This window comes from Aeromonas sp. D3 (assembly GCF_027705025.1).
In the GTDB taxonomy this organism is placed as follows: Bacteria; Pseudomonadota; Gammaproteobacteria; order Enterobacterales; family Aeromonadaceae; genus Aeromonas; species Aeromonas salmonicida.
Genome location: NZ_JAPDBE010000028.1, coordinates 29,427 through 53,850 on the forward strand (window position 1 = coordinate 29,427; position 24,424 = coordinate 53,850).

Below are 24,424 nucleotides of genomic sequence, written 5' to 3' on the forward strand. Positions count from 1 at the left end.
TTTTAGGCCCATAACACCGGACAGCGGGTTGAGCGGCAGAGGTTTTCTCAGAGTAAAAGTGTGGTCAGCACGCCCCCCGGCAAGCGTTGCCAGTGCAGGGTACAGTGCCAGCCGGCAGGCAGATCCGGGATCAGCGCGCTTTTTAGTTCGAGGGTGAGGGTCTGCTCCGTCATGGCCAGCCAGCGAGCATCGAGAAAGTCAAAATAGCGCCCCACCCTGGAGTAGAGCGCCTTGAACAGGCTCTCCTTGGCGGAGAACACCAGAGTCAACCCCTGGGCCGGACCGAGCGGACAGCGCTGCAGCCGTCCCCACTCCTCATCATTCACAATGCCTGGCCAGAGCTCGCTCGTCTGCCCATCCTCCAGCCAGGCTTCCAGATCCAGCCCCATCCCTGCCTGACCCGGACGTACCGCACACAGGGCCATGCCGCGCCCCTGCAACAGGCTGTGGCTGATGCTGCCCTCAAACCCCGCAGGCCAGCGCGGCTCGCGGGCCGATCCTATGGCCACCACATGATCACCCAGCCCAACGCGGCGCAGAGCCTCACGGGCCGCCAACCGACCGGCCAGAAACTCCCCCAGCCGCTTGGGGGCCGCGCGCTGCAAGCTGGCAGGCAGCAGGATCCCGGCCTGCTCATAGCAGGCCGGTTTGAAGGCGGCGGGATCGAAGCAGACCCGCTGCAGCGCGATATGCGCCGCACCGGGCAGCGGCAGGCAGTCGGCATGCAGGATAAAGCTGCCTAGGGATCCGGCAGCCAGGGAAGCGATTGGCATCGAAAAGGCCCTTGGTTCGAGAGCGGTCATGGTAGCAAATCACCCCCTCTCAGCACCACAAACGCAAATGACAATTTTTATCATTTGAATTTGTGATAGCATAAGTCCGCCCGTTTGGGGCCCGGTTTTTCGCTGATTTCACCAAGAAGGATGTAACGATGAAGATCTCCTCCCCTCTGGCCGCCGCGCTCATGCTGGCCAGCCTGGTCGGTTTTCAGGCCCAGGCCAGCACCGAGACCCGTCAGGTGACCGATGCCGATGGCAAGACCCAGGTCGTGCCCACCCAACCCAAGCGGGTGGTGGTGCTGAGCGAAATCGATCTGGATACGGCCCTGACCCTGGGGTTGCAGCCGGTCGGCACGGTTAACGGTCGTGGCCAGGGCACATTGCCCCGTTACCTGCTGAACAAGGCGGGCAAGGATATCGCCGTGGTCGGCGACCTGGACAACCCCAATCTGGAGCGGCTGATCGATCTGGAGCCGGATCTCATCCTGACCGGCCAGACCAAACCCGAGCTGCTGACCCTGCTGCAAGAGATAGCCCCCACAGTGGTCACCGGCAACTGGGGTGATTCCTGGAAGGAGATCTTCAATCGCAGCGCCCACGTGCTGAACCGGGACGCCGAGGGCAAGGCCTTCCTCGCCCAGTATGACGCCCGCCTGCAAGAGGCCCGCAGCAAGCTTGCCAAGCATCTGGGCGAGCGCCTGAGCATAGTGCGCTGGAACCCGAAGGGCCCGAGCTACATGCACAGCGGCACCTTCGCCAGCAGCGTGGTGGAAGAGATGGGGCTGGCCCGTCCCACCCACCAGATCGGCGACAAAACCCCCCACTCCCCGGCCCTGAGTCTGGAGTCCCTCAACCTGCTGGACGGTGACTGGCTGGTGATAGGCACCCTGAGCGCCAGCGGCGATGCGGTGGATGCCATGAAGCAGGCCGAGCAGACCCCGGCCTTCCAGCAACTGAACGCCATCAAGGGCAAGCGCTTTGGCGCCGTGGACGGCTCGCTGTGGACCTCCACCGGCGGCCCCCAGGCGGCCCTCAAGGTGATCGACGACGTCGAGCAGCTGCTCGCCAAACCGGACGCGGCCCCCATCACCCAATAAGCCCGCGCTCATATGGCAAAAAAGAAGCCCGCATCATGCGGGCTTTTTTTTATGGACGTTTGGCGCTTTCCGGTCGCCCTATTCAGGCAGTGGCAGCGCCTTTCTGTCCAGCTTGCCGCTGCCAGTCTTGGGCAGGGCATCGAGCAGGAGGATCCGCGCCGGCACCATATAGTGCGGCAGCGTGGCCTGCAACCCCTTGCGCAGGGCGAGGCGATTGAGGATCACCCCGGCCTTGGCCTCCACATAGCCCACCAGCATGGCCTCGTCCCCCTCACCGACCAGGCGCACCGCCGCCTCCTGCACACCGGGTTGACGGCGAAGGCCCGCCTCCACCTCCCCCAGCTCGATGCGAAAACCGCGCAGCTTGACCTGATCGTCCCGCCTTCCCAGATAGAGGAAGCGATCCGCCCCCAGTCGGCGCACCCGATCGCCGGTGCGATAGAGCCGATGGGTATCGACCCTCAGGAAGGCGGTGCTCGTCAAGGCCGGCTTGCGCCAGTAGCCTTCACACAGGGCCGGGCTCTCGATGCAAAGCTCGCCGCACTCCCCCTCAGATACCGGCAACCCCGCCTCGTCCAGCACCCAGTGGCGGTAGCCGGGCAGGCTGTGGCTGATGGTGATCTGCCCCTTCGCCGGCGGCCAGCGCACCTCGCTCACCAGCGACCAGACGGTGGCCTCGGTCGGCCCGTAGCAGTTCCACAGCCGCTGGGTACGACTGCAAAGCTGCTCGGCCAATCCCGAGTCCAGCGCCTCGCCGCCACACAGGGCGGTGAGACGCTCGCGCCCCTGCCAGCCCGCTTTGAGCAGCATGCGCCAGCAGGCCGGGGTGGCCTGCAGCCAGTTGATGGAAGGATCTGCCTCGAGCAGCGCCATCATTCCCAGCGGATCCTTGTTGTGCTCGCCGCCGGCCACCGTCAGCCGGCCCCCGCCCCAAAGCGGGCCCAGCATCTCCAGCAAGGAGATGTCAAAGGCCGGGGTGGTGATAAAGAGCCAATGGCTGTTAGGTGATAGCCCGAGCCGCTCGCGGATCCCGTCGAGGAAGCAGAGCAAGGCCCGCCGGCTGATGACCACCCCCTTGGGCTCGCCGGTGGATCCCGAGGTGAACATCATGTAGGCCGCCAGCGCATCGTCCACGTTGGGCCACTGCACGGTCGCAGCCCCCGCGTGACCGATGCCGGCGAGGGAGCGCAGCGGACAGCCAAACGCGGGCACATCGCCATGTCCATCACAGATCACCGCCGAGAGCCGGGCCTGACGGGCGATACCCTGCAGCCGCTCCACCGGGAAATCCGGCTCGAGTGGCACAAAGGTGAGGCCGAGGCGCAGGCAGGCGAGCAGGCAGGCCACCAGATCCGGGCCTCGCACCAGATAGAGGCCGACCCGCTCTCCCACCGCCAACCCCTGCAGGCGGGCGGCGATCTGACCGACCCGCAGGCTGAGCTCGCCATAGTTGAGCCAGACGCCGGGGCCGGCCTCGCCAGTGTCTTGCTCACTCATACCGACCCCGCCCATGCCGATGGCGGGGGCCAGCGGGGTGGCGGCGAGGCAATCGGCCAGACGCGAGCCCAGGGTCTGCTCGGCGGCTGTACGGCGTTGCAAGCTGCCCATCTCCCGGTTTGCTAGCGGTTTGACGCTCTCTTTTTCAACTTGGGTCAGGGCCGTCATAGCACCTCCTCGGGCAGCCGCACCAGCCAGTGCTGATAGAGCCGGCTGGGGGATGAATGGGCCTTGAGATCCCGCAGAGTGAGCGGCGCACGCTCACCGGCAAAGGCGGCATTGAGAGCCGCCAGCAAGGCGAGCTGCTGCACTGAATCTACCCCGAGTTCACACAGGGTCTGTTGCCAGACGCCGGGCACGCCGCACTGGCGCTCCCACAGGGCCATCAGCGGACGAGCCGCAGGCGGACAGGGCCCAGCGACTGGCGCCGCGACGCGCGCGGCCACGGGGGCAGGCAGGCTCATCTCATCGGGTCTGGCCGGCAGCGCAAGGTGCGCCCCCGCCAGCCAGCCGAGTTCGGCCAGCCAGGCGGCCAGCACGGATTCGGCCTTCGCCATGGGGATCAGATCCCCGTCGAACTCAAAGCGCAGGTTGAGCCGGCCGCCGCGGGCATTTACCACCAAGGAGAGCGGCAGCTCCACCTTCTCCACCACGGCGCCAAAACGCGGCACCAGCTGATGGGGTTCTGGCTCCTCCGGCAGCGCCGGCACAGGGTAGTTCTCGAACACGAACAGGCTCTGGAACAGGCGCGCTCTGCCCTGCGTCAGCGCGGCGAGCGACTGGGTACCGTGCTCGTTGAGTGCCATCAAATCCGACTGCAGCCGGGCGATATGCTCGGCCAGGGTCGCCTCGGTGCGCCAATCCAGGCTGAGCGGCAGGCTGTTGATATAGAGGCCGACGCTCTGGGTGATCCCCTCGATGGGGAAATCCCGGCCCGGCGTCACGTTGCCCACCAGGGTGATGTCGTCGCCACAGCAGCGGGCCAACAGGCGATGCCAGGCATACTGGGCCAGCAAGCCCGTGGTCACCCCCAACTCGCGAGCGCGGGCTTCCAATTGAGCCGACACGTGCGGCGCCAGGGTCTGGCCGCACACCGCAGGCCTGTGCTGCGTCAGCTGCGGCTCCAGCGCCACCCCAAACAAGCGGGAGAGATCGTTGGGTCGGGCCAACAGCTCGGCGCGTCCCTGCCAGTAGGCCTCGCTGGCGCGGGTTTGGCTCGCGATATGGCGGCCAAATTCGAGCCAGGCCCCATCCGGCTCGGCTTGCGGCAGCAGGCCGTTCATCAGGGATTGATAGCAGCGATGCAGGGAACCCAGCAGCACTGGGCCGCTCCAGCCATCCAGCACGCCATGGTGGGCACTGAAGATGACCTTGTGGTGATCGGTCGCCAGTTTGAAACAGGCGACCCGCAGCAAGGGAGCCTGCTCGAGCGGGATCGGGCGGGCCAGATCCTGCTGGCGATAGGCCGCGATGCGCGCCTCGGCCTGCTCATCCCCCACCAGATCCTGATAGTGGAATGGCAGCTCGGCATGGCGCAGGATGCGCTGCAGTGCCACCCCATCCGCCAGCACCAGTTCGCTGCGCAGGGCCGGCCAGCGGGCGAGCTGCGCCTGCCAGGCCTGGCGGTAGACCGCCAGGTCCAGTGGCTGGCGATACGCCATTTCGGTCTGCAGGTGATAAGCCGTATCACGAGGCGCCAGCGCCCTGTGATAGAGCATGCTCTGCTGCAAGGACGTCATGGGCAGCAGTGTCTCCACCTCGCGCCCGCTCAGCACCTGGTCTAGCGCCGATTGCGAGAGGCCAAGCCCCGGGAAGTCGCTCGGGGTGTGGCGCGGGGCGCTCACCCCACAGCAGTGATCCACCAGGGCACGCAGGTTGGCCGCCAATCTCACCATCAGGGCGTCGCTCCCTTGCTGGTTGAGGGCGCCGACCTGGCGCAGGGTGAGACAGCCGTCATAGACGCCCCCGTGCAGGCTGATGATCTCGCGCGGCAGGTTGTCCGGTGAGGAGGGCGCCCCCGGCACCATGGGCAGGGGCTGCCAGGGCTGACCTGCGGCGCCCTGATGGCTGACCCCCAGGTAGTTGAAGACGATGAGGGCTTCGGGCAGCTCCCAACCACGAGGATGGTGCAGACGAAGGGCGTTGAAGCCTACCCCCTTGTCCGGTACGGCCCGCAGCCGCTCCTTGGTGGCGCACACCAGCGCATCCCACTCTGGCTCATCGGCCAGCGCCAGCGGATAGGTGCTGGTGAACCAGCCCAGGGTGCGGCTCACATCAAGTTCAGGATCGATTGCCTCGCGGCCGTGTCCTTCCAGCATCACGCAGTGGCGGGCGCCATAACCCAGCTGGCTCAAAGTGCGAGTCAGGGCGGCCAGCAACAGGTCGGGTACCCGGGTGAAGAAGGCCTGATTGGCCGGGTCAATCAAGCGGGCCGTGGTCTCCTTGTCCAGTTGCAGCAGGCTGGCGGCGGCGCGGCCATCTTCGGCGTGCTGTGCTTCCAGCAGTCCTCGCTGGTTGCCCTCCCCCTGGGCCAGCCAGAACGCCAGCTGATCCTCTTCGCGCAGGGCGTAGGCGGCCAGCCCTTCGCCCCACTGGCGATAGCTGCTGCCCTTGGCGGGCAGGGGCTCGCCCCTGCTCACCCGGGCGAGATCCTCGGCCAGAATGCGCCAGGAGACGGCATCGATGACCAGATGGTGGAAGGCGAGGAAAAGCCCCTCCACCGGCTCTGCCTCACCCTCGATGGCCAGGTTGCGCAGGCGGGCCCAGGCCAGGGTGTGGCCGCTGGCGGGATCCAGCCCCCCCTGCAGCTCGGTCAGGCGGGTCTGCAGTTCAGCTCCGCCGAGTGCTCCTGCATCCAGGGTCGGCAAGGGCGGCAGCGCCAGCTCGGCCAGATAGCGCTGGCCGCCCGGAGTCACCGCCAGACGCAGGGCGTCGTGGTGCTGGCGCAGGGTAGTCAGCCAGCCATGCAAGGCGGCATCGTCCACCCCGGCAGGCAGGCGCAGTATTACCCCCTGGTTCCAGTGACCGGGCTTGGCAAAGCCCTGCTCGAAGAACCAGTGCTGGATGGGATGCAGCGGGAAGTCGCCGACCAGGTTGCCCTGTTCGGTCTGGTGACTGACCGCCTGCTGCTGGCCGAGCTGGCGGCAGAGGCGGCGCACCGTCTTGGCCTCGAACACGTCCTTGACGCTGCAGTGCAGCCCCGCATCCCGCAGCCTTGTGGTGAGCTGGATGCTGAGGATGGAATCGCCGCCTAAGCGGAAGAAGTCATCCTCCACCCCGAGGGGCTGCTTGAGCACCCCCTGCCAGATGGCGAGCACCGTCTGTTCCAGCTCGCTTTGTGGCTCACTCTTGCTCTGCTGCCAGTCAATGGCAGGCAGGCGGCGCAGGTCCAGCTTGCCGTTGGGGGTGAGCGGCATCTCGGGCAGCCAGCAGAGGCGCACCGGCACCATGTATTCGGGCAGGCATTCACCGGCCCGTTGTAGCAGGGCCTCGCCGTCCGGCTCACTCGCCCCCGCATGCAGGCTGGCGTACGCCAGCAGGCGGCCGTCTTGCACCACCACCTTGATCTGGCGGATGGCCGGGCACAGCGCGGCTACTTGCGTCTCTATCTCGCCGGGCTCGATGCGATAGCCCCGCAGCTTGATCTGCTCGTCAATCCGGCCCAGATATTGGATGTTGCCGTCGCGGCGCCTGAGTGCCCGATCGCCGGTGCGGTAGAGGCGGTAAATGCGGGCATCCGTGTCTTCATCAAGCGTCAGCTCGATAAAAGCCTCTTGGGTTCGCTCAGGCAGATTGAGGTAGCCACGAGCAAGACCCAGACCACTCAGGCAGAGCTCACCGGGCACCCCCACGGGGCAAAGGTTGCCCTCTTCGTCCAGGATCAGCGCTTTTAAATTGCTGATGGGCTGGCCTATGGTGATCGGCTGACCCGGCACGAGCCGCGCGCAGAGCGCCGTGACTGTGCACTCGGTCGGGCCGTACATGTTAAAGAGTGCTACCCGCTCCCCCCAGCGTTCCACCAGGCTGCTCGGGCAGGCTTCGCCGCCAAAGCCGATGGCGCGCAGAGAACCGAGATCGGTCAGTGGCAACAGGTTCGCGAGCAGGGCAGTGGGCAGGATCATATGGCTGGCGCCACAGTTGATCGCAGCGATGATGGCCCCCTCGCCCGGCTCGCCAAAGTGCAGGGCCGCGCCGCAGTAGAGCGGCAGCAGGGTCGTCATGTTACCCGCATCGAACGACAGAGACATGCAGTTGAACATGGCACCCTCGTGATCAAGGGCGATGCGCTCGGCATGATCCGCCATCAAGTTGACCAGGCTGCCCTGCTCCACCATGACCCCCTTGGGCAAGCCGGTACTGCCGGAGGTGTAGATGATCTGGGCCAGCATGGCCGCGTCCCGGGGGATGGCGGGAGCCTTGCTTGGTAACCCATCCAGCGCCAGCCGATGCAGGTTGTGGTAACCGGCATCTGTGCCCTTGATGGCCTCGGCGAGCCGGGCATCCGGCTCCCCTCCCAGCACCAGCGCAATGCTGGCGTCGCCGAGGATATGGGCCAGCCGCTCGGCGGGATAGGCGGGGTCGAGCGGCACATAGGCCGCCCCCGCCTTCCAGCAGGCGAGCAGAGCAACCACGAAGGCCACATCCCGTTTGGCCTGGATGCCGATGGCGCTCCCCGGCGTTACACCTCGGGCCAGCAGCCAGTGGGCCAGCCGGTTGGCACGCGCCTCCAGCTCGCCGTAAATCAGGGCGCCTTCGCCGTCACTCACTGCCAGCGAGTCGGGGAACTGCGCGGCCCGGCGCTCGATGTGGCAAAGCAGGGTGTCGCGGCTGGGGTAGTCCCGTCGCAGGCTGGCGAGCTCGGCGGCCAGCGCGGCCCGGTCTGTGCCCGCCTCCAGCGGCAGTTGCCAGATGTCGGTCTCAGGGGCCGCCACCACGGCGCGCATCAGGTGCAGCAGACGATCGGCGTAAGCCTGGATGGTCTCTCGCTCGAACAGGGCAGTGGCAAACAGCCAGTCCACCCTGACGGAATCCATCAGCTCCGTCACCTTGACCGAGATGTCGGTCTTGGCGGGCAGCACGGGGGAGGTTTCCTCCACCAGCTGGCAGCCGGGGATGAGATCGTTGAAATCCACCTTGGCCTGATAGACCAACATGATCTGGAAGATGGGGTTGATGGCGGTGGTGCGATCGGCGCCTATGGCCTCGGCCAGCGCCTCGAAGCGGTAGAGCTGGTGATCGAAGGCCGCCAGGTCTTCCTCCCGGCACTGCTGCAGGTAGTCGATAAAGCTGGGCCGCCCTTCCAGCTGTGTTCTCAGCACGAGCGTATTGACGAAGAAGCCCACCAGGGACTCTATCTCGTGGCGCTCGCGGTATGCGAGCGGCGTGCCGATCACCACCTCCTTCTCGCCACTCTGGCGCACCATCAGCAGGGCAAACAGAGCGTGCAGGCCGATGAAGTTGGAGGTGTTGTGGCGCTGGCACAGCCGCTTGAAGCTCTCCCACAGGGCGTTGTCTATGGTGGAAAAGACCAGCTCGCCACCGCTGGCCTGATGGGCCGGGCGGGGCTTGTCCAGCGGCAGGCCGTGCACCTCGGGGCTGCCACCGAGGCGGTCGACCCAGAACGGCTTGAACTCGGCGTGATAGTCAAGAAAGCGCGGCGAATTGAACCAGTGGGCATAGTCGAGATAGGTGAGCGGCAACTCGGGCACGCTCAAGGGCTCCCGGTTCTGATGGGCCAGGAAGGCACGCTTCAAGTCGGCAAACATGTTCTTGACCGACCAGCCGTCGGAGACGATGTGGTGCTGGGTGATCAACAGCACATGTTCATGAGACCCCAACCGGATAAGGTGCACCCGGCTGAGGTCCCCTTGAGTCAACGAGAAGGGCTTCCCTATCTCCTCACGTACTCGTCTGGCCACATAGGCTTCGCGCTCGGCTGCGGGCTGCTCACTCACGTCCTCAATATGCAGCTTGAAGGGCGCGTGGGGCAGTATCTCCTGGGCCCCCCTGCCCGCTTCGTCCTTGACGAAACGGGTGCGCATGCTGGGGTGGCGGGCAAACAGGTGGTCGAAGGCAAATTCCAGGGCTCGGGTATCCAGCTCGCCACGGACCCTGAAGTAGACCGGCATATTGTAGAGATGGGAGGCCTCCTCATACTGCTCGATAAACCAGAGCCCGCTCTGGGATGACGAGAGCGGGCCGCTCTGAACGCCTTGAGCGACAATGGGGGCCTCGAAGGCGGCGCGAGCCGCCAGGCAGCGCACCAGCTCATCCTTGTGCGCCTTGATTTGGGCGCCGATGGCGGGGGTCAGTGCCTCCTTGCTCGACTGAGAAATCAGCTGCCCTTTCTCGTTGAGGGCCAGCCTGACACCCTGGCGTTCCAGCTGTTTTAGCAGCGTTATCATATTGTTCATGGCTTACCTCAGGCGCTCAGGGTGGCGCCGCCGTCGACGACCAGATCCTGCAGCGTGATATGGCTGGCCAAGTCCGAGGCCAGGAAGAGCACTGTATTGGCGATCTCCGCCGGGGTGGCGATTTTGCGCAGGGGAATACCGAGCTTGAACTGATCCGGCAGCCCGGCAATGGTGCGGGCCATGGCCCCCTCGTCCGGCAGCATGCCGCGCAACATGGGGGTATCCGTCGAGCCCGGCGACACTAGGTTGACCCGCACGCCGAAGGGGGCCAGCTCCAGCCCTACCGTCTGGGTCAGGCTGGTGACCGCCGCCTTGGAGGCGCAATAGGCCGCCATCTGCATGCGCGGCACTGCCTCGGGGAACGCCAGATCCAGCCCCACCACGGTGGCGCCGGCGGCCACGAACTGCTCCGCCACCTCGCGCCCTATGCCACGGCCAGCCCCGGTCACCCAGACCCGCTTGCCACTGAAATCAAAGGCCATTGCTTGTTGCTCCTTGCTCATCACCACACCATCTCCACGCTCTCTTCATCCTCGGTCAGCTTGCCGTCGAGGAAGCGGCAGAAGTCGTCCAGACGGGGGTGGTCGAACACGTCGGAGACCTTGACCTGCACCCCGAACTCGGCGCCGAGCCGGTTCACTATCTGTATGGTCTGCAGGGACTGCCCCCCCAGCTCGAAGAAGTTGTCCGCTGGCGCCATGGTAGCCAGCCCCAGGATCTGCTGCCAGATGGCGCCGACCCGGTTCTCGGTTTCACTGCCGAGGGTCAGTGCCTCATCCGTGGACTGGTACTGAGCCAGCAGCGCCTTGCGATCCAGCTTGTTGGAGCCGGTACGGGGCAGCTGGTCATAGTGGCGATAGTCGGTGGGGATCATGGCGGCGGGCAGCACCTTGGCGAGCTGCGCCTTGATGACGCGGCTGTCGCGCTCAGGCCCGGCCACAAAGGCCACCAGCCGGCGTACGCTGCCGATGCTCACTCCCTGCACGCAGGCCTCGTCCACCCCGGGCAGGGCCAGCAGCTGGGCCTCCACCTCGCCGGGCTGGATGCGATAGCCGCTGATCTTGAACTCGTTGTCGCGCCGGCCCAGATAGACCAGCCGGCCGGCCGCCAGCCGCACCCGATCGCCGGTGCGATAGACGGGCAGCTCCTGCTCACCGACCCTAAGGGTCTCAAAGCTCCCCTGCACGCCACCCACATAGCCGTTGGCAAGCTGTGGGCCGAGCAGCACCAGCTCCCCCTCGCTGGCAGGCTGTTCCCCTGCCCCCAGAATGAGCGCCTGCATGCCGGGCAGCGGCAGACCGATGGGCAGCTGGGCCTGATTCGGATCTTCCTGCTGCAGCTCCTGGGTGGTGACCACCACAGTGGTCTCGGTGGGGCCGTAGGTGTTGAACAGGCGCACGTCATGGCGACCCTGGCGCTGCCACTGGGCCAGTTGCTCGGGGTAAACCGCCTCGCCGCCTATGATGACGGTGGCCAATCCCGAGGGAATATGGGCCTGGCCCGCCGTCAGCGCCACCACCCACTCGTTCCAGAACGCCGTAGGTAGATCGAGGTGGGTGATCCCCATCTGCTCTACCCCGGCCGCAAAGGCGGCCATGGATTCGAGCAGGGCGTCGGTGCGCAGCACCAGGGTGGCACCGGCGCTCAGGGTGGCGAACACCTCCTCTATGCTGGCGTCGAAATTGAAGGGGGCAAATTGCAGCATCCGCGCTCCTTCATCCAGGTGGTAACGGCAGCGGGCGGCAGCGGCGAAGTGATCCAGCGCCCCGTGGCTGACCGCCACCCCCTTGGGCAGGCCGGTCGAGCCCGAGGTGAACATCAGGTAGGCGACGGCGCGGCCGGCGGCCGGCTGGTTGAGCCGGTTGTCGCTCACCAGATCCCCGGCCAAGAGAGTGCGCCCCTCGAACAGGCTGGCCAGCTTGTGGCGATACTCGGCCTGGGTGATCAGGGTCTTGACCTCGCCCAGGCGCAGTATATGGCCCTGGCGCTCCAGCGGCTGCTCGGGGTCGAGCGGCACGTAGACGGCGCCCGCCAGCAGCACAGCCAGCTGGGCGAAGATGGCCTGGGGAGAGCGGGCCAGCATGACGCCGACCCTGTCCCCCGGCTGCACGCCGGACGCCTGCAGGGCCGCAGCCATCTGCTCGCAGCGGGCCAGCAGCGCCTCGTAGCTGACGCTCGCCTCACCTTGTATCAGGGCAATCTTGTTCGGGGTCTGGGCGGCGAAGTGGCAGAGCGCGTCCAGCACAGGGCGCACCTTGATCACTTCGTGAGCCGGAGCCGTGATCATGGCTCCCTGCCGCTGCCCGGCCAGCCAATCGGCCTTGAGGGACCTCAGGGTCTGGGCGGGCGCGGCGAGCCAGCGGGCCAGCAGGGAGAACAAAGTATCGGCGATGGTCACCAGCTCGGCCTGCTGGTAGCAGCCGGGGTTGGCGTCCAGATCCAGTCTGGGCTGACCATCAGCCCCCACCTGCACCTCTATGGTGAGATCCTCCACCGGCCCGGCGCTGATGTTGAGGATATGGGCACTGAGCGGCCCGAAGCGGCGGGCGTGATCGAACGGCATGATATTGACCAGGGGGCCGAACAATCGCTTGTCGCCCCCCACCAGGCCAAGGTCGCGGCGCAGCAGCTCGTAGCGATAGTGCTGGTGCTTGCGCACGCCGCGCTTGGTCTTGGCCACGGCGCCGGCCGCCCCCGCCAGATCCAGTTCTTCACCGAGCGCCAGCGCCAACGGGGTGATGTTCATCTGCATGCAGGGCACTGTCAGGGAGGCAGACCCGATGCGGTTCATCATCATCAGGCCAAGCAACGTTTGTTGCTGGCCACTGGCAAGGGAGAGCTGGGCCGAGAGGCCGGCCAGCAGCAGATCGGGCCAACCCAGCTTGTGCTCGTCGGCAAAGCCGGTCAGGGATTGCCAGAGCGCCGCCGGCAGGGGGCGGCTCTCGCGAATAAATTCGGCGGCGATGGACGCGCGGGTCTCGCCAAAGGATTTCACCTCGGGCCAGCCTTGCAGTTGCTCCTGCCAGAAGCTGCGGGCGGCAGCGTTCTTGCCGCTCTCCTCGCGGACCAGCTCTTCGGCCAGTACCTCATCCAGCAGGCCAAACGGCGATGGCGACGGCACAGCCCCTGCCAGCCCTTCGCCATAGAGTTCGGCGATACGCTGGAACAGCAAGGTGGTGCCAAAGCCGTCTAGGGCAATGTGGTGCACGCAGCTGTAGAGGTAATCCCGACCGGGGCCACGCAGCAGGGCGAAGCGGCAGGGAGCCTCTTCGGTCAGTTTGAACGGGCGGCGCAGATCGGCCCATGCCCAGGCGCGGGCGACGACCTCATCATCGCTTTCAAGGTTCACCTCGTCATAGGCGAGTGGCGCCTCGTCCGAGACGAAGCAGACCGCCTCCCCATCGTCTTCGAAGTGGCCCTTGAGCGCCTCGCACTCACCCACAGCCCGGGTGAGGGCAGCCACCAGCACGGCCACGTCGACCTTGCCATCGAAGGCGATACACTCGGCGGTGTTGAACATGGCCTTGTCATCATTGAGTAGATGACCGGACCAGAGCCCCTGTTGGGGTATGGTCAGAGGGAAGCGGCTCATGGGGTCACCTCCAGCGCCTGTGCTGCCAGCTTGGCCTCGATCAAACGCCACCAGCCATTGAGGGTCGGCAGCTTGGCCAAGTCCACGAAGCCCAGCTCTACCCCGGCGGCACGCCACTCTGTGAGCAGAGACATGATGCGCACCGAATCCAGGCCGTAGTCGATGAGGTTCTCGTCCGGGTCAAACTCTCCTTCGTCTTCATCGATATGGCTCAGCAGCCGCGCCTTGAGCCCCTCATACGTCAGCAACGGATTAGTCTGGACGGCGAAAGTGGAAGCCGGGGCAAGTGCCAGCACCTCCTCGCAGGGGATCACCTTGCCGCAGCGGGTCGCAACATAGTCGAGCGCCATCTGGTGATCGGCCAGGGAGAAGTCCGCTATCCCGTCTGCCAGGAAGAAGGGCTGAATGTCGCGCATGAAGGCGTCACAGGCGGTCATCATGCAGCCGATATGGCCGTAGATGCCGCCTATGATGAGCTGATCGCGCCCCAAGTCTTTGAGCATCTGTTCGAGTTCGGAGCGCTGGAAGGCGCTGTAGCGCCACTTGACCAGCACTGTGTCGTCACGCTCCGGGCGCAGCCCTGCCACCACCTGTTGCAGCTCAGGGCTCTTGTTCAGACCCGGCCCCCACATGTCGTTGAGCAGGGCGCGATCTTCGGGGGATTGATCCTTGGGCTGGGCCGTGTAGAAGACAGGGATACCGAGGGCCTTGCACTGTTTGCGCACGGCCACCAGCTGTTCAATGAGCGCGGCGATCAGCGGGCTGTCCTCACCATAAAACGCGGTGAAGTACTCCTGCATGTCGTGGATCAGCAGGGCGGCGCGCTTGGGGTTCAGGGTCCAGTTGACCTTGTTGGCCTTCCACTGGCTGGGCATGGCGTAGTTGTTCAGGGTTGGGATAGCCATAACGTCATGATTCCTTTTTAGTTTTAAGCTGTTGTCAGGGGTTGGCCGGCGGCGATGACCTCGGCGATTTGTGCTCGCAGCCCCTGCTTGTCAATCTTGCCCACCGCCGTCATGGGCAGGGCATCCAGGGTTTCGAAACGGTCGGGCAGCTTGAAATCCGCCACGCCGCGCTCACGCAGAAACTTGCGCAAGGCCAGCGGCTTCAACCCGGGATCCGTGCTGACGATAAAGGCGCAGCTCTTCTCCCCCATGGCGCTGTCGGGCATGGAGACCAGGGCCGCCTGGGTGATGGCCGGGTGGTGCAGCAGCTGGTTTTCCACCTCTTCCGCCGCGATTTTCTCGCCGCCCCGGTTGATCTGATCCTTCTGCCGCCCCACCACAGTGAGGTAGCCATCGGCATCCTGCACCACCAGATCGCCGGAGCAGTAGAAGCCATCGGCATCGAACACACGGGCGTTGTGGGCCTGGCTCTGGTAGTAACCGCGGAAGGTGTAGGGACCACGGGTGTGCAGGGCGCCGGGCTGGCCCGGGGTGACCGGGTTGCCCGCCTCGTCCAGAATGCGCACCTCGTCATCCGGGCTCATGGGGCGGCCCTGGGTGTGAATGATCTTCTCGTCGAGGTCAGAGAGCCGGGTATAGTTGACCAGCCCCTCCGCCATGCCGAACACCTGTTGCAGCCGGCAGCCGAGCAGCGGGGTGATCTTTCTGGCCACCGCCTCGGCCAGCTTGGCGCCCCCCACCTGCAGCAAGTCGAGGCTGGGGAGCTGACTGCGGACGGACGGGTCAGATTCGGCCGCCTGCAACCAGAGAGAGACGGCCGGTGGCACCAGGGAAGTGAGGTTGACCTGGTGGCGGGCCACCAGCGGAAAACAGCTCATGGGGCCTGGATCCGGCGCCAGCACCACGGCGCCGCCCGCCTCGAACACACCGAGGGCACCTGGGGAGCTCAAGGGGAAGTTGTGGGGAGCCGGCAAGGCACAGAGATAACGGGTATGGGGGCCAAGTCCACAGATCTCATTGCTGCGGCGCACGCTGTAGTAGTAGTCGTCATGGGTGCGCGGGATGAGCTTGGGGGTGCCGGTACTGCCGCCGGAGAGCTGGAAGAAGGCCACCTCGTCCGCCGGACTCGGGCCATAGGCGGGGACGGCCAATCCCTCTCTCTTGGCCAGGTCACTCAGCCAATGGGTCAGTCCCAGTTCCCCGCTCTCACCATCGAGCAACACCAGCTCGGCGCCTATGCCTCGCAGCAGGTCACTGTGGCGCTCCCCGCTTGCAAACAGCGGATGGGCAAGCGAGCCGATAAAGAGCCTGGGCCTGATCTGCTCGGCGTAAGAGGCCAGCTCCAGCCGGTTGTGGCTAAAAAGGGCGTTGACCGGCGCTATACCCGCTTTGAGCAGGGCGAAGAAGACCAGATAGAATTCGGCCACATTGGGCAGCTGCACCAGGGCTGTATCCCCCACCCCCAGACCGTGGCGGGCCAATCGCCCGGCCAATCGGCTCGAGGCGGCGTCCAGCTCGTGATAACTGAAACTGCGTTCGCCGCAGAGGATGGCGGTGGCATCCGGCGCCACTTCGCACTGGCGATCCAGCATGGTGGTCAGCGGCTCGCCGCGCCAATAGCCCTTGGCGCGGTACTGCTCGGCCAGCTCTGCGGGCCAGCGGGTATAGGGCAGGAAGCGGTTGGCCTGAGTCATTGCGCCACCTCCAGATCCAGACCAAGAGCCTTGAGCATGGTACCCAGCTTGGTGCCGGTCTCGGCCCACTCCATGGCGGGATCCGAGCCTGCCACTATGCCAGCGCCGGCAAACAACTCCACCTGATGGCCATCGAGCACGCCGCAGCGGATCACCACGGCCCACTCGCCATTGCCCTGACTGTCGCACCAGCCGACGATGCCGCTGAACAGGGCGCGCCGGAAGGGCTCCTGCTCGCGGATGAACTGACGCGCCAGCTCGGTGGGATAACCGCACAGGGCCGGGGTCGGATGCAGCTGGCAAGCCAGGGAGAGCACAGAAGCCTGCCCCGCATGCAGCTGACCGGCGATGGGCGTGCCCAGATGCCAGAGGGTATCCGTGCTCATCAGGGTAGGATTGGCGGGAATGGCCAGCTCGCGACAGTGGGGGGTCAGCACCCGGCGGATCTCGTCGATCACCAGGCGGTGTTCATGCTGATCCTTGTGGGAGGCCAGCAGATCCCGGGCCACCCGTTTGTCCTGTTCTGGCTCGTTACCGCGCTTGGCAGAGCCCGCCAGCGGGTGGGTGAACACCTCTCCCCCGCTGACCCGCAGCAGCAGCTCTGGGCTGGCCCCAAGCAGACGGCGATCTTGCCCGAGCGGCAGGGAGAAGTGGAAGGCATGGGGGTTCTGGCTCATCAGGCGGGCCAGCACCTGCTCGGGATCGGCTGGCTTGTGCAGCGTAAGGACCAGCTTGCGCGACAGCACCACCTTGGAGAGGCGACCTTGTGCAAACGCATCCAGCGCCGAGCTGACCGAGGCTTTGAACTCGGCCGCCGCCGGTGTGCTCTGTACCGAAATGACCTGGTTGCTCGCAGGTGCGCTGGCCAGGGCGGCTTTGGCTGCAAACGTCATCGGCTCGGAGGCCATGCGCACGCCCCGCTCATAGCGGCCAGGCACATAGAGGCAGGAGGCTTCGGCCGGATCGAAGGCGAAGGCACCGATCAGCAGCGGATTGGCTTGCCCTGCGGCCTCGGCCGCCGCCAGCGCCCGGGCTATCTGTCGCTCCAGCAAGGGCCATTCACAGGCGGGCGTGGTGATAGGCTGGCCCAGGTCGTAGGCACTGATAGTGCCCTGCCCTGAGGTAAACAAGAAATCGGGCGGGGACGCAGCCTGGGCAGGCGCGCTATTTTCCATCACAAGAGTATCCACGTTACACCCTCAAACATGATTCAAAATGATAATGATTATCAATTTGTATTTGTGCGGCGGTAAAATACTCGCTTTGAAATCACCCGGTCAATGGGATTTTTATATCGTTAAAATGGGAACTTATCTGTGGATATTGGGTGGGCCGCGCCAGCCGCGGGCTGCCTTGTCATTACACCCGAAGTTACTCGTATGAACACGCAGCTCACACCCCATATGAGGCTGCGACAAAAACGGGGGCTAGGTGCTCATGCTGGCAGCCGGGGGCGTTTCCCCCTAAGATGGCGCCATCTTTTTGGTCATGTATCTCAACTCACGGAACTGTCGATGTTAAAGCACCTGCTTCTGCTTCCCCTCAGCCTGCTGCTGGCAGCCTGTTCGCTCACCCAGTACAACGTCAGCGAAAGCGAAATCAACCAATACCTCAAAGAGAGGGTCGCCTTCGAGAAACAGCTGGGGATCCCCGGCATCATGTCGAGCAAGGTTCGTCTCGACGAGATGCAGAGCCGCATCGGCCGCAGCCGCGCCGATCGGATCGAGCTGGATGCTGCCGGTGATCTGCAGGTCAGCAGCCCCCTTGGCAGCCAGCAGATGAAGATCCGCTTCTCCCTCAGCGCACGCCCCGACTATGTGGCCGAACAGGGTGCCATCTATCTGCGCGATCTGGAGCTCGTCTCGGTCAAGACGGAGCCAGCCGACGTGGGCGCCGCCTTCACTCCCCTGCTCTCCACCTTCAACCAGTCCCTCTCCCTGTTCTTCTCCCAGACCCCCGTCTACCGTCTGGATGGCAGTCGTAAAAACGAAGCCAGGATCAAAGACAAGATAGAGGCACTCAAGGTGGAGCCGGGTCGATTGGTCATCCCCTTCAAGCTGCTGTGACCCTCTGGCCGCGCCCTTTTTCTCTTCAACCCCCGGGGCGCGGTTTTTTCTTCTCAAGCTCCCCCCTTTATCTCATAATGCACACCATTCTCATTTAGATTCATGAGAAGCGTCATAATAAAATCAAACATATGGTGAGAAGGGACATGAGAAAAACCGTACTGGTACAGGCGATCGCCTGCGCACTGCTCAGTGGCGCCGCACAGGCTGCCGTCAAGGTGGAAGACAAGACGTTCAACACAGCCGCCAACATGCTGGCCTATACCGAATTCGAGCTCTCCGGCGAGCCGCTGGCCGAAGCGCTGGGACTGGATCTGGATGTGCTGGATGCCAACCGCGCCGATGAGCCGACCCCGTTCGACTTCGCCGCCGGCATCGAATCCTATGAATATTCCGAAGAGGCCATGTACGCGCTGAACTATCAGTCCGGCATGGGCCCCCATCTGGTGAACGGTCCGCAAAACCTGGCCCGCGGCGGCACCCTGGCCGACCTCGGCAAGCGGGTGCTGGCCATGGCCGAGGCTGTCGGCTTCCCGGCCGATGAAGTGCCACAGGGCATGTATCCCCTCTCCCTGCCCTATGCTTCCGCCAATCCGGAGTTTGCCCAGGCGGTAAACACCACGCCGGTCAATGGCGATCAGGTCACCATCAAGACCGCCAAGGGCACCGAGAAAACCGTCAAGACCCAGGTGCCCGCCTATTTTCGTGACTACGCCACCCTGCGCTGGAGCGGTGCCGACAACCTGCTGAACCCGGCGGCCGTGGGCGGCATACTGCTCAAGGAAGTGATGTGGTCCCAGGATTTCCTTGGCGGCATGCACGTGGCCGAGAGCGATGAAGAGGTGGAAGCCGCGTCCGCCACCATGGATCAGGACGGCAAGCACAAGCTCGGCGTCTCTGCCGCCGACGGCTTCAACGGCATGATGCTGACCGAGCAGTCCATCGACAAGCTGGCCATCATGCAGGGCCAGCTCGGCTTCGATGGCAAGCAGCTGGGTGCCAACATCACACCGCAATACGATCCGTCCAAGGGTATCGTCTACTTCCCCCATCAGGTGAAAGTGACCGAAACCAGCAAGAATGACGTGGGCGCCATCGGCAAGCTCGAGGTGGTGGATGGTTCAGCCCAGCTGCGCGATGCCTGGATGATGCTGTGGCCGCTCTCCGAGTTCTACGCCTTCAGCGATCAACGCTCGGCCAACACCAACCAGAACCCGGCCTTCCACGCCGTGTTTGACGGTGCCCCGTTCGCCGCTGCGCCTGCCGCCAACAAGGGCAGCGATGCCGCCAAGCTGGTGGCAGGGGAAGATGCCTTCTCCCTGGCGCTGAATCTCTCCGGCATGGTGTTCAAGAACCTCAACGCCCTGCACTTCGAGCCCAAGGCCGGTACCCTGGTCGACAGCTGGCAGGCCGGCAAACAGGGCAAGCACGTCACCACTTTCGACGCCGCTTACGCCCTGGTCGCCTTGCAGATTTTCCAGCGGGCACAGGATGCTCTGCCGGTCGGTTATGCCGCTGGTGACAACGGCGAGCTGGATCTGAAAACCGCGCAAGGCCAGCAGGCGCTGGTGCTCATTCGCCAACAGGCTGATTTCATTCTCGGCCAGTTGATGGGCAAGAACGGCCTGGTGTATGACGGCCTGACCCTGGGTGGCAAGCCGGATGCGGGTCAATCCGTAGATGCGCAATTTGCCGCCGTGCGCGGGCTGACCGCGGCCTTCCTGGCCACCTCGGATGCCAAGTACCGCAATGCAGCACGCGAGCTGTTCATCGCGACCGACAAGGCGTACTTCAATGCCAAGGCAGGCACCTGGCTTGCGGGCAAGCAGGGTGAATACACTCCCTGGACCCAGGCCGCCATCTCTGGTGCCCTGCGTGCTGCCATGCTGAATCTGCGCAACGAAGGCACGGAGAAGGCCCCCGAGCTGGAGCTGGCACAGCTGACCCAGCGCTATGTGGGCTGGTTCCGTGGCACAGTCAACGGCGGCATGCAGATGGCCGAGTGGATCGGCGACTCCGGTGAAAACGTCATCGAAGGGGCCGGTGGCGACACCGACGAAGACGGTGTACCGCAAGTCACCGCCGCCGGTGGCAAGCACGGCACCGCCATGGTGATGGCCGCCAAGGCCATTGTCAGCGAAAAATAAGTCCGCGAGTAAATCCAGCGATCACACCATAAAGAAAGGGAGCCGATTCGGCTCCCTTTGCATTACAACGTCTGACACAGTTTCAAGCTTCTCTCTCACGCCAGCTTGGCCAGCATCTCCTTGGTCACCAGCACGATTCCCTGCTCTGAACGGTAGAAGCGACGCACATCCTCATCGGCGTTCTCACCCACCACCAGTCCATCTGGCAACACGCAGCCTTTATCCACCACCACCCGGCGTAGACGACAACCGGCACCTATCTCGACACCGGGGAAAATCACCGCCTGATCCAGGGTACAGAAGGAGTGCACCCGCACATTGGTAAACAGCACAGAGTTGAGTACGAAAGAGCCGCTGACAATCGATCCCCCCGCGAACATGGAGTTGATGGTCATGCCGTGCTGGCCGTTTCTGTCCTGCACGAATTTGGCGGGGGGAGACATGTTCTGGCTGGTCCAGATGGGCCAGCTCTCGTCATAGATGTCGAGCTCTGGCACCACGGAGGCGAGATCCATGTTCGCCTCCCAGAACGAATCCAGGGTCCCCACGTCACGCCAGTAGGGTTCCTGCCCCTCCTTGGCACCGACACAGGACATGGTGAAGGGGTGGGCAAACGCCTTGCCCTCGCCCACGATGCGCGGGATCAGGTCCATGCCGAAGTCATGCTTGGACTCCAGATTGTTGATGTCCTCTTCAAGCAGTTGATAGAGGTACTCCGCCTCGAAGATATAGATGCCCATGGAGGCCAGGGAGCGATCTTCGCAGCCGGGCATGGTCGGTGGATTGGCCGGTTTCTCCACGAAGGCGCGGATCTTGCGCTGCTCGTCTATGTCCATGACACCGAAGGCAGACGCCTCGGCGCGCGGCACCTCGATACAGGCCACCGTCACCTTGGCACCGAGGCGCACATGATCGAGCAGCATGGCGGCGTAATCCATCTTGTAGATGTGATCCCCCGCCAGCACCACTATGTATTTGGGACCGTAGTCGCGAATGATGTCGACATTCTGATAGATGGCATCGGCGGTGCCGCGATACCAGTGCACCTCGTCCACCCGCTGCTGGGCGGGCAACAGGTCGATGAATTCGTTCATCTGGTAGCGCAGGAAGGACCAGCCCGATTGCAGGTGGCGCAGCAGGCTGTGGGACTTGTACTGGGTCACCACACCCACCCGGCGAATGCCGGAGTTGATGCAGTTGGAGAGCACGAAATCGATGATCCGGAACTTGCCGCCGAAATGGACGGCAGGCTTGGCGCGGTTGTCAGTCAACTGCTTCAAGCGACTGCCGCGTCCCCCCGCGAGCACCAAGGCCATACTCTGATTCAATAGTTGCCGTGCTTTGGCAGTATTTACGGGTTCTAACAACATAATTACCTCTGCCTTGTTTGATCTATTTTCAACCCATCTTCGCCTTTTTAAGGGCTTATGAAAGTGGTTTCACTCACATTTAGCCGATTTCAATTGGCCCTTTTCCAGGAGTTGAGCGGTATCCCATGCTTTGCGTCGTGAGCTTGGTTAGAATTTCAGCATCACAAACATCATCAAGGATGACAAGATGTTGAACAAGCTCGGGAGTAACCTGTTACTGATCGCAGCCGTCACCTGTGCTCCTCTGCTGCTGTTGCAAGGCATCTGGCTCGCCGCACAGGCAACCCCTATCACCCTGACACTCATTCTTGGCACCTCCCTGCTCGGTTTCGGACTGCTGTTCATGCTGGCCTATCGCGCCCGCAATGCCGAACGGGCCCAGCAGGACCGCGTCTGGATCAAAGCCCTGCAACTGCGTGACCCTGCGGTTCTGGAGACGGCAGAGGCCCAGGCTGCACTGCAGCAGTTGCTTTCTCACTTCAATGAAGCCGATCTTGATGCCCATCGCCAGATAGACGAGTTGCACAATCTGGCGACTCAGGATGAGCTGACCCAGCTGCAAAACCGCCACGCATTTCGCCGTGACATGACGGCCCTGCTGCAACGGGATCAGGATACCCAGACCGCCACCCTGGTGCTGATCCGTGCCACCGAGCTTGGCAAACTCAATGCCCAGCGCGGCTTTCAGTCGGGGGATGCCTATATCAAGGACATCGCCAATCTGATCACCCGGGTGGTGAGCCGCTTTCCCGGCCATCAGATTTACCGTATCTCGGGGGCCGACTTCGCCGCGCTGGTGCAGCCGGTGGCCAACATACCGCCCCCCCTGCTCGGGCGAGATCTGAAGATTGCCTTTGACCACTATCAACAGCAGCACGAGCTGGAGAGCGCCGCCTACTCGGGGCTGACACGCCTGAGCAGCGGGCAGAAGATAGAAGCCATACTGGCGCGAGCCGATTTGGCACTCGCTCGCGCCCAGACGGAGACAGTCAACGGCTGGGCCATCCAGCAGGACGATGATGAGGTAGTCGACTTGCAGGGTCAGCACCACTGGAAACTGGTGCTCAACGAGCTGCTGGATCAGGAACGGATAAGCTTCACCTATCAACCCATTCAATCCATGCACCGCAGCATGCTGGCCTACAACGAGATTTATACCCGCTTCAGCAGTGCTGACGGCACTGTGCTGCCAACGGACACCCTGTTTGCCATGGCCCAGCGCCTCGACATGGTGATGAAGCTGGAACAGATGCTGGTGGTTCACATCATGCGCCAGTACCGGGCATTTGGCGCCAACCAGAGCCGCTGGGGCATCAACCTCTCCAGCAACCTGTTGCAGAACAGCACCTTTCTGATCTGGCTGGACAGGCAGTTGCTCAAGGATCCCAACACCAGCGCCAACCTGGTGTTCGAACTGGATGAGGAGCATCTGGAGCGCAACATGACGGGGGCCAAACGGGTGTTCGAGCTGCTCAGGCGCAACGGCAGTCGCTCCGCCATCTGCAACTTCGGCAAGGGAATAGGGTCATTCAACCTGTTTCGTGAGCTCAAACCCGATTACATCAAGCTGGATCCCGCCCTCATCACAGGGCTGGAGCAGGATCTGACCAACCAGCAGTTCGTGCGGATGATCGTCGATGTGTCACACCGTATGGGTTGCCAGGTGATAGCAGAAGGGGTGGAGCAACTGGGGCAGAAGCAATTGCTGCAAGGCATGTATGTGGACGGATTGCAGGGCTATCTCATCGCCAGGCCGCAACCGCTGCGACCGGACATCAGCCAGCTGGGGCTGTTTACTGAGGACGTTTCAACTTCAGCAGAGTCAGAATGATGTCGTTGAGCTGGCGATAGCGCTCCAGCTCTTTCTGATCGTAGCGGGTCGCCAGGGTGGTGGGATTGTGGCGATTCTTGAGGTAACGGTTGATCTGCAGGCGATTGAAACCCGCCACCTGATAGATTTGACCAAGCAGCGCATTGAGCTCTTCATGTTCAAAGCCGGCTCTGGCGAGGTAATCGGTCTGGGCCGGGCTCTCCAGCTGGCTGCTCTGCCTGGCGATACGGCCAGTCTCCTGCAAATAAGAGAGCCACTGTTCCACATAGAGGGGCTTGCTGCCGGCCAGCAGATTGAAGAAGCCGACCGCATCACAGCGACAGTCGGTGAGCAGCAGCACCGCCAGTTTATCGTCATCACAGCTGAAGGTGACAGGGCCTGTCTGCCCCCAGTCCAGCGCCTGGACCCGGATCTCGGCACGCTCCCCTTCAACGCCGGTTATGTCAAATACAAACATGGCTCCTCCCGATCGGCAAAAGAGTGATGATGGACCATCCCCCTGACAGGTGCAAAGCCAAATCGCCTTTTAATCCATCATGATGGCGCTGGGCCACAAAAAAACCGACATCCTTGCGGATATCGGTTCTTTGTTGCTGCCGGTGACCTTGTTAGGGGCCATCAATCAATGCAGAACTGTTCAGGCGTCCAGTTCAACCAGCGCCTTGGCCAGCTCGATGGGCTCGAGCTCCTGGCCTTCCAGATCGGCGTTCCAGTTCGGGCCGATCAGCACATCATCCTCGTTCAGGTCGTTGATCCAGATGTCGAGGAACTCTTCCAGCTCGATCACTTCCGGCTCGTAGTCAGCCCACTCGTCTACGCAGTGCAGACGGGCATCTACTTCGGCGGACCAGAGCGGCATCACATCGGCATCTTCGAATTCGGCAGAGCGGCAGACAACCCAGTCTTCACCGTAACGCAAGCCCCAGACCTGACCCGACTCGCGGACTTCTTCGATGAACAGTTTGAAATTGGCGTCAAGATTGTCAGTTAGTTTGCTCATGGGGTCTCTCTCTTACAGGCTGTCGGCCAGTGC

15 protein-coding genes are annotated in these 24,424 nt (G+C 63.6%); 4 read left to right on the plus strand and 11 right to left on the minus strand.

From position 1 onward, the window contains the following. Positions 1-47 precede the first annotated feature (47 nt). The gene (gene amoD / locus OKC28_RS15650) at positions 48-773 is read right to left on the minus strand and encodes an amonabactin biosynthesis phosphopantetheinyl transferase AmoD (RefSeq protein WP_270690196.1); all 726 of its coding nucleotides are present in this window, start codon (positions 771-773) and stop codon (positions 48-50) included. Positions 774-931: 158 nt separating this feature from the next. Here amoD and OKC28_RS15655 point away from each other — a divergent pair, with 158 nt between their 5' ends. Next, on the plus strand, positions 932-1,876 hold the full coding sequence (locus OKC28_RS15655; protein ID WP_270690198.1) for an amonabactin ABC transporter substrate-binding protein: 945 nt from the start codon (positions 932-934) through the stop codon (positions 1,874-1,876). A gap of 78 nt (positions 1,877-1,954) precedes the next feature. Here the strand turns inward: OKC28_RS15655 and amoH are convergent, their stop codons facing one another. Genes amoH through OKC28_RS15690 form a run of 7 tightly spaced genes read right to left on the minus strand, consistent with a single transcriptional unit; the run spans position 1,955 to position 17,167 of the window. Further along, a complete protein-coding gene (gene amoH / locus OKC28_RS15660) occupies positions 1,955-3,541 on the minus strand; it encodes an amonabactin biosynthesis glycine adenylation protein AmoH (RefSeq protein ID WP_270690199.1) in 1,587 nt (528 codons plus the stop codon). Then, positions 3,538-9,786 (minus strand): amonabactin biosynthesis non-ribosomal peptide synthetase AmoG, encoded by a 6,249-nt coding sequence (amoG, locus tag OKC28_RS15665; RefSeq protein ID WP_270690202.1) that lies wholly within the window; start codon positions 9,784-9,786, stop codon positions 3,538-3,540. Before amoG ends, amoH begins: the two co-directional genes overlap by 4 nt. 8 nt (positions 9,787-9,794) lie before the next feature. Further along, entirely contained in the window at positions 9,795-10,268 is a 474-nt protein-coding gene (locus OKC28_RS15670; protein ID WP_270690204.1) for an SDR family oxidoreductase, read from the minus strand. A gap of 20 nt (positions 10,269-10,288) precedes the next feature. Next, positions 10,289-13,378: an amonabactin biosynthesis non-ribosomal peptide synthetase AmoF gene (gene amoF, locus OKC28_RS15675; protein ID WP_270690206.1), complete on the minus strand. Its 3,090-nt coding sequence runs from the start codon at positions 13,376-13,378 to the stop codon at positions 10,289-10,291. Next, positions 13,375-14,283, minus strand: coding sequence for an isochorismatase family protein (locus OKC28_RS15680; RefSeq protein ID WP_021139160.1), 909 nt, complete (start codon positions 14,281-14,283; stop codon positions 13,375-13,377). Before OKC28_RS15680 ends, amoF begins: the two co-directional genes overlap by 4 nt. A gap of 23 nt (positions 14,284-14,306) precedes the next feature. Next, on the minus strand, positions 14,307-15,977 hold the full coding sequence (locus OKC28_RS15685; protein ID WP_021139161.1) for a (2,3-dihydroxybenzoyl)adenylate synthase: 1,671 nt from the start codon (positions 15,975-15,977) through the stop codon (positions 14,307-14,309). Next, positions 15,974-17,167, minus strand: coding sequence for an isochorismate synthase (locus tag OKC28_RS15690; protein ID WP_034523722.1), 1,194 nt, complete (start codon positions 17,165-17,167; stop codon positions 15,974-15,976). The genes OKC28_RS15685 and OKC28_RS15690 overlap by 4 nt, the downstream gene beginning before the upstream one ends. A 324-nt stretch (positions 17,168-17,491) precedes the next feature. Between OKC28_RS15690 and OKC28_RS15695 the strand changes: the two genes are divergently transcribed. Then, complete coding sequence (locus tag OKC28_RS15695) at positions 17,492-18,043, plus strand: lipoprotein (RefSeq protein WP_270690212.1); 552 nt, start codon at positions 17,492-17,494, stop codon at positions 18,041-18,043. Between the two features lie 146 nt (positions 18,044-18,189). Continuing rightward, complete coding sequence (locus OKC28_RS15700) at positions 18,190-20,190, plus strand: hypothetical protein (RefSeq protein ID WP_270690215.1); 2,001 nt, start codon at positions 18,190-18,192, stop codon at positions 20,188-20,190. Between the two features lie 95 nt (positions 20,191-20,285). On the opposite strand, the gene glgC is transcribed toward OKC28_RS15700, so the two are convergent. After that, positions 20,286-21,560 carry a glucose-1-phosphate adenylyltransferase gene (gene glgC, locus OKC28_RS15705; RefSeq protein ID WP_270690217.1) on the minus strand — a complete coding sequence of 425 codons (1,275 nt, stop codon included), beginning with the start codon at positions 21,558-21,560 and terminating at the stop codon, positions 20,286-20,288. A gap of 187 nt (positions 21,561-21,747) precedes the next feature. On the opposite strand from glgC, the gene OKC28_RS15710 reads away from it, so the two are divergent. Then, entirely contained in the window at positions 21,748-23,391 is a 1,644-nt protein-coding gene (locus tag OKC28_RS15710; RefSeq protein WP_270690219.1) for an EAL domain-containing protein, read from the plus strand. Here the strand turns inward: OKC28_RS15710 and OKC28_RS15715 are convergent. Both OKC28_RS15715 and OKC28_RS15720 read right to left on the minus strand, forming a co-directional pair. Next, complete coding sequence (locus tag OKC28_RS15715) at positions 23,354-23,848, minus strand: hypothetical protein (protein WP_113721541.1); 495 nt, start codon at positions 23,846-23,848, stop codon at positions 23,354-23,356. The genes OKC28_RS15710 and OKC28_RS15715 overlap by 38 nt on opposite strands. A gap of 180 nt (positions 23,849-24,028) precedes the next feature. Further along, positions 24,029-24,391: a DUF2750 domain-containing protein gene (locus OKC28_RS15720; RefSeq protein ID WP_005315249.1), complete on the minus strand. Its 363-nt coding sequence runs from the start codon at positions 24,389-24,391 to the stop codon at positions 24,029-24,031. Positions 24,392-24,424 lie beyond the last annotated feature (33 nt).